This is a genomic window from Nocardia sp. NPDC058480 (assembly GCF_042720495.1).
Classification (GTDB): Bacteria; Actinomycetota; Actinomycetes; order Mycobacteriales; family Mycobacteriaceae; genus Nocardia.
Genome location: NZ_JBHXMN010000001.1, coordinates 633361 through 647330, shown reverse-complemented (window position 1 = coordinate 647330; position 13970 = coordinate 633361). Strand labels below are relative to the sequence as shown.

15 protein-coding genes and 1 pseudogene are annotated in these 13970 nt (G+C 67.8%); 6 read left to right on the top strand and 10 right to left on the bottom strand.

The window, feature by feature from the left end; genetic code table 11:
• The first annotated feature begins 139 nt into the window (after positions 1–139).
• From ACFWO8_RS03100 to ACFWO8_RS03090, 3 genes and pseudogenes are all read left to right on the top strand, one after another.
• Complete coding sequence (locus ACFWO8_RS03100) at positions 140–718, top strand: Uma2 family endonuclease (RefSeq protein ID WP_378940909.1); 579 nt, start codon at positions 140–142, stop codon at positions 716–718.
• 312 nt (positions 719–1030) lie between these two features.
• The gene (locus ACFWO8_RS03095) at positions 1031–1315 is read left to right on the top strand and encodes an ATP-grasp domain-containing protein (protein ID WP_378940907.1); all 285 of its coding nucleotides are present in this window, start codon (positions 1031–1033) and stop codon (positions 1313–1315) included.
• Positions 1263–1787 (top strand): annotated as a pseudogene (locus tag ACFWO8_RS03090) (alpha/beta fold hydrolase); the annotation flags it as partial. The gene ACFWO8_RS03095 and the pseudogene ACFWO8_RS03090, both read left to right, overlap by 53 nt.
• Positions 1788–1861: 74 nt before the next feature.
• Here ACFWO8_RS03090 and ACFWO8_RS03085 read toward each other — a convergent pair.
• The 6 genes from ACFWO8_RS03085 to ACFWO8_RS03060 all read right to left on the bottom strand — a co-directional run bounded on the left by ACFWO8_RS03085 (position 1862) and on the right by ACFWO8_RS03060 (position 6103).
• The gene (locus ACFWO8_RS03085) at positions 1862–2389 is read right to left on the bottom strand and encodes a hypothetical protein (protein WP_378940905.1); all 528 of its coding nucleotides are present in this window, start codon (positions 2387–2389) and stop codon (positions 1862–1864) included.
• A 46-nt stretch (positions 2390–2435) separates the two neighbouring features.
• Entirely contained in the window at positions 2436–3233 is a 798-nt protein-coding gene (locus ACFWO8_RS03080) for a family 1 encapsulin nanocompartment shell protein (protein ID WP_378940903.1), read from the bottom strand.
• Positions 3234–4286 carry a Dyp-type peroxidase gene (locus tag ACFWO8_RS03075; RefSeq protein ID WP_378940901.1) on the bottom strand — a complete coding sequence of 351 codons (1053 nt, stop codon included), beginning with the start codon at positions 4284–4286 and terminating at the stop codon, positions 3234–3236.
• A 78-nt stretch (positions 4287–4364) separates the two neighbouring features.
• The gene (locus ACFWO8_RS03070) at positions 4365–4691 is read right to left on the bottom strand and encodes a cupin domain-containing protein (RefSeq protein WP_378940899.1); all 327 of its coding nucleotides are present in this window, start codon (positions 4689–4691) and stop codon (positions 4365–4367) included.
• Between the two features lie 126 nt (positions 4692–4817).
• Complete coding sequence (locus ACFWO8_RS03065) at positions 4818–5303, bottom strand: dihydrofolate reductase (protein WP_378940897.1); 486 nt, start codon at positions 5301–5303, stop codon at positions 4818–4820.
• Positions 5300–6103: a thymidylate synthase gene (locus tag ACFWO8_RS03060; protein ID WP_378940895.1), complete on the bottom strand. Its 804-nt coding sequence runs from the start codon at positions 6101–6103 to the stop codon at positions 5300–5302. The genes ACFWO8_RS03065 and ACFWO8_RS03060 overlap by 4 nt, the downstream gene beginning before the upstream one ends.
• Positions 6104–6161: 58 nt before the next feature.
• Here ACFWO8_RS03060 and cobF point away from each other — a divergent pair, with 58 nt between their 5' ends.
• Entirely contained in the window at positions 6162–6902 is a 741-nt protein-coding gene (gene cobF, locus ACFWO8_RS03055) for a precorrin-6A synthase (deacetylating) (RefSeq protein WP_378940893.1), read from the top strand.
• Between the two features lie 43 nt (positions 6903–6945).
• Entirely contained in the window at positions 6946–7815 is an 870-nt protein-coding gene (locus ACFWO8_RS03050; RefSeq protein WP_378940891.1) for an Fpg/Nei family DNA glycosylase, read from the top strand.
• Here ACFWO8_RS03050 and ACFWO8_RS03045 read toward each other — a convergent pair.
• Genes ACFWO8_RS03045 through ACFWO8_RS03035 form a run of 3 tightly spaced genes read right to left on the bottom strand, consistent with a single transcriptional unit; the run spans position 7808 to position 10941 of the window.
• A complete protein-coding gene (locus ACFWO8_RS03045) occupies positions 7808–9253 on the bottom strand; it encodes a dihydrolipoyl dehydrogenase family protein (protein WP_378940889.1) in 1446 nt (481 codons plus the stop codon). The genes ACFWO8_RS03050 and ACFWO8_RS03045 overlap by 8 nt on opposite strands.
• Entirely contained in the window at positions 9250–9495 is a 246-nt protein-coding gene (locus ACFWO8_RS03040) for a DUF2630 family protein (RefSeq protein ID WP_378940887.1), read from the bottom strand. The genes ACFWO8_RS03045 and ACFWO8_RS03040 overlap by 4 nt, the downstream gene beginning before the upstream one ends.
• 51 nt (positions 9496–9546) lie before the next feature.
• Positions 9547–10941 (bottom strand): PLP-dependent aminotransferase family protein, encoded by a 1395-nt coding sequence (locus ACFWO8_RS03035; RefSeq protein WP_378940885.1) that lies wholly within the window; start codon positions 10939–10941, stop codon positions 9547–9549.
• A gap of 79 nt (positions 10942–11020) precedes the next feature.
• On the opposite strand from ACFWO8_RS03035, the gene ACFWO8_RS03030 reads away from it, so the two are divergent.
• Positions 11021–11713, top strand: coding sequence for a pyridoxamine 5'-phosphate oxidase family protein (locus tag ACFWO8_RS03030; RefSeq protein ID WP_378940883.1), 693 nt, complete (start codon positions 11021–11023; stop codon positions 11711–11713).
• 58 nt (positions 11714–11771) lie between these two features.
• On the opposite strand, the gene ACFWO8_RS03025 is transcribed toward ACFWO8_RS03030, so the two are convergent.
• Positions 11772–13874, bottom strand: coding sequence for a bifunctional lysylphosphatidylglycerol flippase/synthetase MprF (locus tag ACFWO8_RS03025; protein ID WP_378940881.1), 2103 nt, complete (start codon positions 13872–13874; stop codon positions 11772–11774).
• Positions 13875–13970 lie beyond the last annotated feature (96 nt).

Genomic DNA, 13970 nt, shown 5'->3' with positions numbered 1-13970 from the left:
GCCCGAAGCTGCTCGCCCACCAGGTCATCTCTGCTGGGCGAGCAGCAACGGGCATGCCGGATGTATCTCGCAGCCGCTAGACTCGAATCGACCGACGCGGGCGGCGCGCGGTGCATTCGACGAGGTCGGAGGTGGATGTATGGCGATGCCGTTGCCGCGCTCCGATCATTGGACTGCCGCGGATCTCGATCACATGCCCGATGACGGTCTGCGATATGAGGTGCTGAATGGCCAGCTCGTCGTGAATGCGGCGCCGAAACCGATGCATCAGTGGTTGATAAAGCGGCTCACGCAGGTCCTCGACGCGGTTGTACCCGCCGACCGATTGGTGATGGACGGCGTCGGCGTGCTCATCGGCGATGACGAGCCCATTCCCGACCTCATGGTGGTCGCGGGCCCGATCGATTGGCACGGGCGCGGGGTGCCGGCCAGTCAGGTCGAACTCGCCGTCGAAGTCGTGTCGAAGTCGACAACGTTGCAGGACCGGATGGTAAAGCCCGTGCTGTACGCACAGGCGGGCATCCCGACGTACTGGCGTTTCGAGATCAACTCGTTCAAGGGCCGTCTGGTCGATGAGCAGTTGCCGGTGCTGTTCGCCTATGCGCTCGGCCCGGACGGAGAATACGAACACACGCACCGTGCGTCGGCCGGTGACCCGGTGACGTTGCGAGCACCGTTCGAGGTCACATTCGACCCGGGTGCGCTGCTCCCTCGCTAGGCCATCTCTCGAGTACACCCGCCGCGGGGTCGCCGTCGTGCAGTACTCGGACGCTGGCCGGGTGGATGTGATGTGGGGTCTTTGTTCTCGAAATGTGCTCGACGCTGAACCGGGATAGGGTCCGGGTTGTCGCATGCATCGCATCGACGTTCTCATCCCGCCGCGCCGCCTCGAGGCGCTCGCGGGCCGAGCGGCGGACTTCGCGGCGGTCGGCACCAGCCTGATGTGTTCGCCGCTGTCGGCGGTGAAGGCGCTGACCGACAAGGTTCGCACCTATGAGATCGCCCGTGCGGCAGGCATTCCCGTGCCGCCATGGCGGGAGGGACGAATGTTCAATTGCGTTATCGCGGTGGGGAATCGGTGCTGCTCGAGGCGAATCCACGTCCCTCGGCGGGTTTGTTCCACACGTCCTTCGCCGATGTGAATCTGCCGTGGGCGGCGGTTCGGCTACTGCTGCAGGGGGATTCGGGGTTGCGCAAGCCACTGCGGTTGGGTGCCTGTCTCGCCGTGGCGGAAGCGGTCATGGAGGTCGCGCCGCAGGTGGATGGTCAGCTGCCGGGTGCGGTGCGCAGGAGTGCGGACCTGGTTCCTGGCTGACCGATTTCGTTCCCCGACCGTGATCGACGGGCAGAACATTCACTTTCTGCACGTCCGCTCGGCCGAACCCGATGCGGTGCCGCTGCTGCTGACGCACGGCTGGCCGGGCTCGATCGCGGAATTCCTCGATGTGATCGGCCCGCTGACCGACCCGCGCGCGCACGGTGGCGACCTGGCCGATGCCTTCCACGTGGTGATTCCGTCGCTGCCCGGTTTCGGGTTCTCCGGACCGGTCGCCGAGGGGTGGCCGGTTCGCCGGATCGCCGAGGCCTGGGTCGAGTTGATGACCAGGCTGGGGTACGAGCGGTTCGGGGTGCAGGGTGGTGATATCGGCGCGGCGGTGAGTCCGGAGGTCGGGCGAGTGGCGCCGGATCGGGTGGTCGGCGTGCACGTCAACGGTGGTGCGGGCTCGTTCCCGCAGCTGCCGCTCTCCGATGCGGACATGGCGAGCCTGACCGAACTCGAGCGCGACCGCATCGCCCGGATCGAGGCGTTCATGAACGAGGAGTTCGGCTACATCGCTGTCCAGTCCACCCGCCCGCGTGATCAGCGGGCGGTCGGCGGGGCGATCTGCCAGTGCTGGTTGAGCGCGCCCGCGATCTCGGGCAGCACGGTGATCGGGATTCGCTTGGCGCGCAAAATCTCTCGGATCTCGCTCACCTGCTCGCGTTTGCGCATGTCGTAGGCGCCGGTGACGGGCCCGATCACCGGGGGGATCGACAGCAGCACGAGCTCGTCGGCCGACTCGCCGTTGAGGTCCAACGCCAGGACCCAGCGCGCGTGCTCGTCGAGGGTGAAGCGGCCCGCGACGACGCGGTCCCACGGCACGGTCGACGAACGGAACGGGGTCCGCGCGTAGATCGCGTGCTCGTGCAGTTCGACGACATCACGGACGAACAGCGCGACACCGACCACGAACCCGCCGACCGCACCGACCAGCAACCCGGTGATCACCCGGTTCACCCCGAACATCGCCAGGAACAACCCGACGACGCCCGTGGTGACCAGGACTCCGATCAAGCAATAGAACAGGCTCCGCCTGGCGGACACCACACCGGCACGCACGACCGACATGCGGACCTCCCTCTCCATGATTCGTGGCCCACCCTAGCGGCCGCGCTCACGAGCCGAGCGACACCGCTGCTTCGGAGGTCTCGACGAGGAAGGTGAAGGTCTCCTGGAAGTACAGCTGCACGGTCTCGGCATCGTGGCTGAGGTACCCGATCGACAGATCCTGACCGAGCGCCAGTTCGAAGTCGCCGCCGCGGGTGGTGAGCGCGAAACCGCCGGAAATCGCCGGTGCCCAGATGATCTCGCCGTCGATCAGCCGCTCGATATGGGTCCGGATCGGGTGACCGTGATCGGAGGTCTCGCTGACCTGGGTGTACAGCTCGGCGCTGAGCACCACCGAGTACGGGCCCTGCACACCGGCCAGGCGCAGGCCGGTGAGCGCGTGCGAGATGGCATCGGGAATGTCGACGACATTGCTCGGCAGGGCGACGGGGGAGTTCGAGGCGGCGTCGCGGATACCGGTGATGCCCGCGGCGGCGTAGCTCTCGAAGATCGCGCGGTCTTCGGCGAAGGCGATTTTCTGCGCCGCGTCCTTGAGATTGTCGAAGTCGGCATCGCCCGCTCCGCGCGCGATATCGTCGAGCTCGTCGCGCTGCAGGGTGAACGGCACTCGCAACTCGATCACCGGCTGGATCACGCGCTGACGGGCCTGCACGCCGTCGTCGGGCGAGGCGATCGAGGTGACCCGGCCGAGGTTGCGGGCCGAGAAGTCGAACCCGTGCGGTCCCGACACGTCGACCACCCGGCGGCCCGCGATGTTGCGCTTGAACGTGCGGGTCGCCTCCTCCTCGATCTGCGACCAGGCTTCGCCGGTGATCGGCGCGAGTTCGCGATGCAGATTGTTCATTCAGTTACTCCTTTTCATCGTGCCGATAGCGAGGGAGCCGTCCGAGCGATCCGCCGTCGCGTTCGCGCGTTCGACCGGGGCGATTTCCGGCAGTGTCGACGGCTCGATCGCGGCGCCTGCGGTGATGGGCGCGTCGGGCAGGTCGTCGAGGAAATCCACGGTGGGAACGAAGAAGAGCGTGCCGGTGACCGCGAAGGAGAAGTCGAGGATGCGGTCGTAAGCCGCCTCGCTGGTGCCGAGGAACATCCGCTCGAGCATGCGCTCGGTGACGCTCGGGGTGGCGGCGTAGGCCACGTAGTAGGTGCCGAACTCGCCGGTGCCGATGGTGCCGAACGGCATGTTGGCGCGCACGATCTGGCGCTCGGTGCCGTCGGGGTCGATGAGGGTGTTCACCGCGACATGCGAGTCGGCGGGTTTCACATCGTCGGGCAGTTCGTAGTCGGCGAGCTTGGTCCGCCCGATCACCCGCTCCTGTTCCTCGATCGACAGCGCGTTCCACTGATCGAGCGGGTGGGTGTACTTCTGCACGATCACGTAGCTACCGCCGGTGAACCCGGGGTCCTCGTCGCCGATCAGCGCCGCCGAGGCCGCGCCGGGGCCTTCGGGGTTCTCGGTGCCGTCGACGAAGCCGAGCAGGTCGCGCTGTTCGAAATACCGGAAGCCGACCGTCTCGTCGACGATGGTCGCCGCACCTTTGAGGCGGGCGCCGATCGCCATGGCGAGTTCGAAGCAGGGGCCCTGGGTTTCGCCCTTGATATGGAAGAACAGGTCGCCAGCGGTGGTCGGTGCGCTGTGGATCGGGCCGTTGTAACCGGGAAACTCGTGCAGCTCAGCCGGTTTCGGGCCGACGAACAGTCGATCCCAGGCTGTGGAGCCGATCGCGGTGACGCAGGTCAAACCCTCACCGGGAACCCGGAATCCGACCGAACGGCGCAACCCGGAGATGTCTGACAAGAGGTCGCGGACCGCGGATTCGCCACCGGAGTCGATGGTGGCGACCAGGAAAATCGCGGACGGCGTGAGTGGATCGAGGATCGGCTGTGGCTCACCCATGGCGTCCACAGTACGGCTCCGCACCGACAGGTTCGATCAACACCTCGAGGTGTCAGCGCAATTCGGGCGAACGACCTGCTACTTCGCGACGGTCAGCAAAAATGTGACGTCGTCGACGGCTTTGACGCTGTGGCGGGCGCGCGGCACGACGATCAGATCGCCCGCCGAGCCCTTCCATTCGTCGGTGCCCGCGATCAGCACCAGCGTTCCGGTGAGCACCTGGATGGTGGCGTCGCCCGCATTGTCGTGTTCGGCCAGGCTTTGTCCCTCGGCGAGTGCGACGACGGTCTGGCGCAGCGCGTGGGTGTGGCCGCCGATGAGGGTTTGCGAGCTCCGGCCGCTCGTCGAACAGGCTGCCAGCTTCAATTGTTGGCGGGCCACCGCGGTGAGCGATTTCTTGTCCATGAATCGGGCCTTTCGCAGGCTTCTCGCGGGCAGGTCTTGCGAAGGAGTATGCCCGACGCCGCCCACGCGTTCGGGCGTTTTGCCGTGACCGTTAGCCATTTGCCGTGACCGTCGGCCAGGTGTTCCTCAGTCGCGGGTGTAGTGGCGAATGCGGTAGCGCAGACCGGTTTTCGAGGTCAGCCACGGGGTGTCGTCCGCATGCCATTCCGGGCCGATGACCGGGGCGAACGCGTCGCCGGCCACGGTGGTGTCGACCTCGGTGACCAGCAGGATCGTCGCCAAGGGCAACGCGGCGCGGTAGATCTCGCCGCCACCCGCGACCCAGGTGTCCGACTCGTCGGTCATGGTCAGCGCGTCGGGCACCGACGCGGCGCGTTCGGCACCGTCGCCAGCCCAATCGGTCTGGCGGGTGACCACGATATTGCGGCGTCCGGACAGCGGACGAAAACTCGCCGGGAGCGAATCCCACGTCCGTCTGCCCATGATCACCGGGTGACCCATGGTGGTGTCGCGGAAGTTGGCCATATCCTCGGGCACACGCCACGGAATGGTGTTGTCGAGGCCGATCACCCGGTCGTTCGCCTGCGCCCAGATCAGGCCGATCTGCTTCACACCGCCACCGGCGCCTTGATGCCAGGGTGATGTTGGTAGCCGGACAGCTCGATGTCTTCGTAGGTGTAATCGAACAGGCTCGTCGCCGGACGCAGGTGCAGCGTCGGGAAGGGGTAGGGCTCGCGGGTGAGCTGCTCGCGAACCTGGTCGAGGTGATTGTCGTAGATGTGCACGTCGCCGCCGGTCCAGATGAACTCGCCGGGCTCGAGCTCGGTCTGCTGGGCGACCATCAGGGTGAGCAGGGCGTAGCTGGCGATATTGAACGGCACCCCGAGGAACAGGTCGGCGCTGCGCTGATACAGCTGGCAGGACAGTTTGCCGTCGGCGACATAGAACTGGAAGAAGGCGTGGCAGGGGGCGAGCGCCATCTTGTCCAGGTCGGCCACATTCCAAGCCGACACGATCATCCGGCGCGAATCGGGGTCGGTGCGCAGGGTGTGCAGTACCTGGGCGATCTGGTCGATGTGGGTGCCGTCGGGGGTCGGCCACGAGCGCCACTGCACGCCGTAGACGGGGCCGAGTTCGCCCTTGGCGTCGGCCCATTCGTCCCAGATCGTCACGCCGTGCTCGCGCAGCCAGGAGACATTGGAATCGCCGCGCAGGAACCACAGCAGTTCGTAGGCGATGGATTTCATGTGGACCCGCTTGGTGGTGATCAGCGGGAAGGAATCAGCCAGGTCGTAGCGCAGCTGGTGACCGAAGATGCTGCGGGTTCCGGTGCCGGTGCGGTCGGCCTTTGGCGTGCCTTGCTCCAGAACGTGCCGGAGCAGATCCTCGTACTGCGTATCAGGGGTGGCCACGCCTGGTGATTCTACGGGGGTCGGCTCGGCGGATCGGCACCTGGCAAGCTCTTCGGCTATGCGCAAGCTCTACGTGATCGGCATCGGTGCGGGAGACCCCGACCAGGTGACGATGCAGGCGGTCAAGGCCATGCGAAAGGCCGAGGCCTTCTTCGTGATCGGCAAGGGCACCGAGAAACAGGAACTGGTCGACGTGCGCACCACGATCCTGGCCGAGCACGTTGACACGCCGCACCGGATCATCGAGATCACCGATCCGCCGCGCGAGCGCACCCCCGCGGACTACGCCGGTGTCGTGGTGGACTGGCACGAACGGCGCTCCGAACTCCTCGAAGCCGCGTTCGACCAGGTGGACGGCATCGGCGCGATCCTCGTGTGGGGCGATCCGGCGCTCTACGACAGCACCCTGCGCATGGTCGAGCACGTGCTGGCGCGGGGTCGCGCCGATTTCGGCTACGAGGTGATCCCCGGCGTCACCAGCATCGCCGCGCTGGCAGCCCGGCACCGGATGGTGCTGCACCGGATCGGCGAACCCGTCCACGTCACGACCGGGCGCAGGCTGCGCGATGAAGGGCTCGGTCCCGGGTCGACGGTGGTGATGCTCGACGGTGAATGCTCGTTCACCGAGGTCGGCGGCGACGATATCCATATTTGGTGGGGCGCCTATCTCGGCATGCCCGACGAAACCCTGATCGAGGGAAATCTACGCGAGGTCGAACGCGACATCGTGGCCCGCCGCGCGGAACTACGCGCGGAAAAGGGCTGGATCATGGACGTTTATTTGCTCCGCGCGGGCTGATGGATCCCGCGCCGACGCGCGATAGATCGCTAAACTGGCAACCGTGCCCGAACTGCCGGAAATAGAGGCGTTGGCGCAGTTCCTTCGGGATCATGCGGTCGGCGCTGTGGTCGGCCGCGTCGACGTGGCGGCCCTGAGCGCGGTGAAGACCTTCGATCCGCCGGTTACCGCGCTGTCCGGCCGGGATGTCACCGGCGCGGGCCGGTGGGGGAAATTCCTCGGTATGGATTGTGGCGGACTGTGGTTGATCACCCATCTGTCGCGCGGTGGGTGGTTGCGCTGGATCGATGAGCCGAATCCGTTGCCGCCCAAGCCGGGTGGGAAGAGCCCGCTGGCGCTTCGCGTGCATTTCTTCACTCCCGAGGGTGCGACGCCCGCGATCGACCTGACCGAGGCGGGCACGAAGAAACGGCTGGCGGTCTATGTCGTCGAGGATCCGGAGCTGGTGCCGGGCATCGCGCGGCTCGGACCGGACGCGCTCGGACTGACCGAGGACGAATTCGCCGCGCTGCTGAAAAGTACCTCGCAGCGGATCAAGACCGCGATTGTGGACCAGACCCTGCTCGCCGGAATCGGCAACGCCTATTCCGACGAGATTCTGCACACCGCGAAGATCTCTCCGTTCGCGAACACCAAAACAATGTCGGCGGAGAAGGTTTCGCAGTTGTACGCCGCCCTGCGCACGGTGCTGCTCGACGCGGTCGATCGTTCGGTGGGCCAGGACGCGGCCAGGTTGAAAGGCGAAAAGCGTTCGGGCATGCGGGTTCACGCCAGAACCGGGCAGCCGTGCCCGGTGTGTGGGGACGCTGTGCGCGAGGTGTCCTACGCGGAGCGGTCGTTCCAGTACTGCGCCATCTGCCAGACCGGCGGCAAGGTGCTCGCCGACCGGCGGATGTCGCGGCTGCTCAAATAGTCTTCTCGCGCCAGGCTTCCAGCAGCCGCAGCCAGAATTCGCTGACGGTCGGGAAGGCGGGTACCGCGTTCCACAACGCGTCCAGCGGCACCTGTCCGACCACCGCGATGGTGGCCGCGTGTAGCTGTTCGCCAAGGTCAGGACCGACGAAGGTGGCACCGAGAATGCGGTCGGCGGCGGTGTCGATCACGAGCTTCGCACGGCCGTGGAAGTCGTCACGCGAGAGCGCGGAACCCGCGACGGCGATATCGAGCTCGACGGTGTCCACCGCGTGTCCGGCGGTGCGCGCCTCGTGTTCGGTGAGGCCGACGGCCGCGAGTTCCGGTGCGGTGTAGACGACTTGGGGTACCTGCTGGTGGTCGGCGCTCGCGGTGAACCGCATGCCGTCGAGAGGTGTGCCCGCCGCGCGGGCGGCGATCACGTCACCGCAGACTCTGGCCTGGTACTTGCCCATATGCGTCAGTGCCACACGGTGATTGACGTCGCCGACGGCATAGAGCCAGTCGCCGGGCACCTCGCGCGCGGTCAGCTGATCGTCGACCTCGATATAGCCCGCGGGCAGTCCTACGGCGTCGAGGCCGAGATTCGAGGTGGCGGGGGTGCGGCCGGTGGCGACGACGAGTTCGTCGACCTCGAGTTCGCCGTCGTCGAGCACCAGGGTGACCGGACCGCCGTGGATGCGGCCGACACCGGTGTCTTCGGGATCGCGGCGCGAGACAAGCAGGGGTTCGGTATGGAACCGCACCGTGACATTTCCGGTGTCGCGCAAACCCCGCAGGACCAGTTCCGAAGCGAACGGCTCACTGCGTGGCAGCAGGCGGTCGCCCCGGACCAGCAGGGTCACCTCCTCGGCGCCGAGTTCGGCCAGCCAGGTCGCCGTCTCGCAGGCGACGACACCGCCACCGATGATGGCGACCCGGCGCGGGACGACGGTCAGGTTGGTGGCGTCACGGGAGGTCCACGGCAGGGCCTCGCGCACGCCCGGAATATCGGGGATGGTGGCGGTGGTGCCGGTCGCCAGGACGACCGCGTGCCGGGCGCGCAGGACCTTGACGCCGTCCTCGGTATCGACCTCGACGAGTCGTTCGCCGATCAGTCGAGCCGCGCCGCGAACGGGCACGATGCCGGCCGATGTCGCCCACTCGACCTGGGAACTGTCGTCGTGGTTGTGCACGAAGGAGTCGCGGCGGGCGAGTATGTCGGCCACCTGCGGGCCACTCGCGCTCACCCCCGGCATCGACTCGCCGAGGTCGAGGACGGCGCCGGGCCGCAGCAGCGCCTTGCTGGGGATGCACGCCCAATAGCTGCACTCGCCGCCGAACAGCTCCCGCTCGACGAGGGCGGCGGTGCGGTCGCTGCCCGCGATGGCATAGGCGGCGGCGTTCTCGCCTGCCGGGCCCGCGCCGATGACGATGACGTCGTACTCGGCCTCGGTCACTGCAGATAGCCCTCGACCTCATGGGGGGAACGCATCCCGGTGTCGTCGGGTGATTCACCGGAGCCGGTGCGAGCGCGCCGCTGCCGCAACAGATCCCATGCCTGATCGAGCATCACTTCCAGTTCGGCCAACTGCTTGCGTTCGGCTACCGGGTCGATCTCGCCCGCGGTGGCCTTGGCTCGCAGCGCGTGCTCGTCGTCGACCAGCTCTTTGATCCGCGCCAGAATGTCCTGATCGGTCATGTGCTCACCTCTTCGATAGTCGCCAGGGGTAGTGCCGGTTCCTGGTCCATGCTACGACCGCGATGGGCCGACTACGCGAGCTGCTTCGGCGAGGCAGTCGGCCGCGATGGGCACGGCTCGGGCGAGGTCGGCGCTGTTCAGGGCGGTGTAGCCGATGGCGACGCCGAAGTGGTGTGGGTCGGCGAGGTGGTGCCGGGCCAGGCCGTCGAGGAGGACACCACGCGCGCGGGCGGCGTCGACGGCGTGGCGTTCGGCGGCGGGGCCGGGGAGCTCGACGACGACGTGCGAGCCCGCGTCGTCACCGATGATGGGCACACCACGGCGGGCGAGTTCGTCGACGACCAGGGCGCGCCGGGGCGGCACGACCCGGCGCAGCCGGCGCAGGTGCCGGGACAGGTCGCCGTGGCGGGCGAATTCGCTGAGGATCCGCTGCCCGGCGGGACTCGGGGAACTGCCGATCTCGGCGCGATGGGCGAGCACGGCGTCGGTGACGTCGGGGCGGGCCACGAGCCAGCCGACGCCGAGGGTGGTGGCGATGATCTTGCTGGTGGTGCCGAGATGAACGACCACGTCGGGTGCCATCGCGGCCAGCAGTGGCAGTGGGGCTGTGTCGTAACGCAATTCACCGTCGTAGTCGTCTTCGATGATGAAAGTAGCAGTTCTTCTGGCGAATTCGATGAGCTCGACCCGGCGGGACGCGGGCATCATCGCGCCGAGCGGGAACTGGTGTGCCGGTGTGCAATACACCGCGCGGACACCGGACGGGATTCGGTCGACACACAAACCGCCTGCGTCGACGGGCACCGGGACAACCTCGATCCCCGCGGCACGCAACGCGCCGACGGCTCGCAGGTAGCCGGGATCCTCGATGGCCACGGTGTCGCCGGGGCGGAGCAGTGCGGTGGCGAGCTCACCCACCGCCGCGCTGGTACCGGCGGTGGCAAGGACCACCGATCCGGCCCCGGCGGCCAGTCCGCGATGGCGCAACAGGTGATCGGCGACCGCCGCTCGGAAGTCCGGTTCGCCCGCACGGTTCTTGCGGGCCTCGGGAGCCTGGTCGCCTGCCGCGCGCCAGGCCCGGCGCCATGCGGCGGAGTCGACCGCTTCGGCGCACGGTGCGCCGGGGCCGAGATCGAGCAGGCCCGCGTCGGGATCGGTGTTGTGGCCCGCGCCGGTGCTCGGCGGTGCGGTGGCCGGGGCGGTGCTCAAGTAGGTGCCGGAGCCGTGTCGGCCGGTCAGCCACCCTTCCGCGTGCAGTTGGTCGTAGGCGCCTGCCACCACGGTCCGGCTCACCCCGAGTCGCTGTGCCAGGGCGCGCGAGGACGGCAAACGGTCGCCGACGCGCAGCACCCGGTCGGTCGCGGCGGCGCGCAGGGCATCGGCCACCTGCGCCGACAGCGGTACGGGGGCGGTCCGGTCGAGTGGAATCGGAAGGTCGTCGAGCATCGTCCACCTCGAATTGGCCTGTTGAACTTCTATTGAATTGGACCTCCACACGGTCCACTTCTTCGGCGAAGCTCATCTTATGAGCACGCACGACGTCAACCGCAACTCCCTGTCGCCCACCCCGCGCACCACGCTGACCCGCGCCAAGGAACGCGGCGCCACCGATCGCGCCGCACTCGACGCGGTGCTCGACGCGGGTCTTCTCTGCCACCTCGGCGTGCTGCTCGGTGGGTCGCCGGTCGTGCTGCCCACCATCTATGGGCGCGTCGGCGACACCCTCTACCTGCACGGATCCACCGGAGCCGGCAATCTGCGCGCCGCGATCGACACCGATATCTCCCTCACCGTGACCCACGTGGACGGGCTGGTGTACGCCCGCTCGGCCATGCACTTCTCGATGAACTACCGCTGCGCGGTGATTCGGGGCAGGGCGGTACTGGTCACCGACGAAGCCGAGCGCGACAACGCCCTGCGGGTGATCGTCGAGCACGCCGCGCCCGGTGCCTGGGATCGGGTGCGCCCGCCCAACCGCAAGGAGATGGCGGCGACGATGGTGCTCGCGCTCGACCTCACCGAGGCGTCGGTGAAGGTGCGCTCGGGCGGACCGAACGACGACGAGGGCGACATCGCGACCGGCGGGGTGTGGGCCGGTGTGCTGCCGCTGCGGCAGGTCTGGGGCGAGCCGATCCCGGCCGACAACCTCGAGCCGGGCGTCGACCTGCCCGTTGACGTGCTCGCGCGGGTGACGCCGAGCGCGGTGCCGGTGAGTTGAGATCCCTGATCGACCGCCGGTGAACTGAGCCGCGCCGATCGGCGTGTGGGCGCCGGTGCTATTTTCCCGCCGCCCCGAGAACCATCAGGTCCTTTGCCGAGACTTCGGGCAGGTACGCCTTGGTCAGAGCGATGCCGATGCGGGGCAGGTCCGCCTCGTCGCGATAGCACAGGTACACCGGCTCGTGGCGGGGCTGGAACTTGGCCTTGAACGAATGCAGTGACCGGAAGCCGTAATACGGTTCCATCGCGGCGCCGAGCCCTTCGAGCAGACGATCGATCGGTTCGGCGCCATCGGTGCTCGCACTGCGCGCCAACGGCGCCCCCGAGAGCGAAACGATCTCGGCGCCTTCCTCTTTGAACTCCCGGCACGCCGAGGCGATGAGAAATTCCACGACCGGCCGGAAGCCGTCGGGGCGCCTGCGCATCACGTCCAGCGTCCAGCCGCGGATCTCGTCGCCGGGGCCGTAGACGGGCAGCCAGGAGGTGACGCCGTGCACGCTGCCCTCGGCATCGATCGCCAGCCCGACCCGCACGGCCGGATCCATGGCTTCCTCCACGCCGCCGAGCGTGAATCCCATTTCCGGCAGCCCCTTTTCGCCTACCCACTCCTCGGAGATCGCGCGTACCTGCTCGATCACCGCGAACGGCTGGTCGGCCAGTTCGACGAGGCGGAACTCGATACCCTCCTTGGTCGCCCGGTTGATCGCGGACCGGATGTCCTGCCAGGCTTTGCCTTTGAACTCCAGCTCGGGCAGGTCGACGATGGTGTCCTCGGCGATCTGCACACTGCGCCACCCGAGTTCGCCGGCGATATCGGCGACCGCCCGCGTGGTGGAGAACAGGCACGGGACGAGTCCGTCGGCTTCACAGCGATCGGTGAACCCGGCGATGGTGGCGGGGAGAAGGTCGACGGGACCGATCGGGTCGGTGAGCACGATGACGGTGCCCGCGTGGCGCTGGTAGGCGACGCACCGTTCACCGTCGGCGGCGAACCAGTATTTGTTCTCCGGCCAGGTGGTCATCCACGACATGGTGCTGCCGCCGTAGCGGGCGAGCAAGGCGCGCACCGCGGCGCCGGGTTCGGTGCCAGTGAGCGCGCCGTCAGAGATCTTGCGCCGGACCGGCACCCGGAACGCGCCGCGGCCGCCGTAGAGCAGCGCCACCTCGCCCGCCCACAGCAGGGCGGTGCCGACGGTCAGCGCGCCGGTGGTCTCGTAGTCGGTGCCGATGGCCACGCCGAGTAGCACCAGCGTGAGCACCACGTGCAGCAGGCCGTAGGCGAGGGTGCCCCACCATGCCCAGCGCCTGCCCTTGCGCAGCTGATCGGCGACCACCGCGATCACCACCACCGTGAGGATCGTGCTCCAGAGCGAGCCGCGTTCGTTCTCGGTGGGGCCGAGCAGGCTGTTGGCGGGGAAGAAGTACACCGCCACCGAGGCCGTGGCGATCACCAGCAGTCCGGCGAAGGCCAGCATGCGCACCTCACGTCGAGTGCGCGGCCAGAAGCCGTGTTCGGTTCGGCTGAACAGCTTTTCGCCCGCGGGCAGCCACACGGCGACGGCGATGAGATGCATGAGATCGGCGAAGGTCGATTCGAACAGGAAGGTGATCGCCACGTGTGCCATCAGCACGGCGCGCACCCGAAGGCGCCACGGGGATCGCAGGGTCGCCGAGACCGCGGCCAACGCCGAGATCGCCGCGGTGGTGAACCCGACATCGCGTACCTCGGAAAGCCGGTCGGCCCAGCCGAGGTGGGTGTGCGCCAGCAGCCCGACCGTCACCGACGCGCCGAGGACGCCGATCAACTGACCAGACAGGCAGACCGAGGCGGTGCGCACGGTGCCGAGACGCCACTCCGTCCAGCCGACCGCAGCCGCGAAAATGATTGCCATGCACACATATTGGAAAGGGGTGAGCCCGAAGAACCAGCCTGACAGCGGCGTCCACCACTTACCCTCGGTCAGCGCGGGCCAGCCGTAGGCGATATCGGGAAACCAGGAACGCTGGTCGAGCCTGCGCCAGAGGCCGCCGGTGGCGAGGCCGAGAACCGCGACCACGACGAGGAAGCCGAGTGTGAACGGCACCCGGCGGATCACGGTGTGCGCCAAGGCGAGGCCGCGCGAGGGAGCAGGTTCGGTGGCAGCCGCGATGTCGTCCATAGAACCACCCTTTGCTGCGAGTGCGCCGCACCGGCTCGGTGCGGTCTTCTGTGTACCGTATGTCATCGCGGCCGTACCGGGACCGTGATGCGCGCG

Coding starts and splice junctions, on each gene's coding strand:
- ACFWO8_RS03080 (WP_378940903.1), bottom strand. CDS start 3,233: ATGAACAATCTGCATCGCGAACTCGCGCCGATCACCGGCGAAGCCTGG.
- ACFWO8_RS03085 (WP_378940905.1), bottom strand. CDS start 2,389: ATGTCGGTCGTGCGTGCCGGTGTGGTGTCCGCCAGGCGGAGCCTGTTC.
- ACFWO8_RS03075 (WP_378940901.1), bottom strand. CDS start 4,286: ATGGGTGAGCCACAGCCGATCCTCGATCCACTCACGCCGTCCGCGATT.
- ACFWO8_RS03070 (WP_378940899.1), bottom strand. CDS start 4,691: ATGGACAAGAAATCGCTCACCGCGGTGGCCCGCCAACAATTGAAGCTG.
- ACFWO8_RS03100 (WP_378940909.1), top strand. CDS start 140: ATGGCGATGCCGTTGCCGCGCTCCGATCATTGGACTGCCGCGGATCTC.
- ACFWO8_RS03025 (WP_378940881.1), bottom strand. CDS start 13,874: ATGGACGACATCGCGGCTGCCACCGAACCTGCTCCCTCGCGCGGCCTC.
- ACFWO8_RS03035 (WP_378940885.1), bottom strand. CDS start 10,941: ATGCTCGACGACCTTCCGATTCCACTCGACCGGACCGCCCCCGTACCG.
- ACFWO8_RS03030 (WP_378940883.1), top strand. CDS start 11,021: ATGAGCACGCACGACGTCAACCGCAACTCCCTGTCGCCCACCCCGCGC.
- cobF (WP_378940893.1), top strand. CDS start 6,162: ATGCGCAAGCTCTACGTGATCGGCATCGGTGCGGGAGACCCCGACCAG.
- ACFWO8_RS03040 (WP_378940887.1), bottom strand. CDS start 9,495: ATGACCGATCAGGACATTCTGGCGCGGATCAAAGAGCTGGTCGACGAC.
- ACFWO8_RS03095 (WP_378940907.1), top strand. CDS start 1,031: ATGGCGGGAGGGACGAATGTTCAATTGCGTTATCGCGGTGGGGAATCG.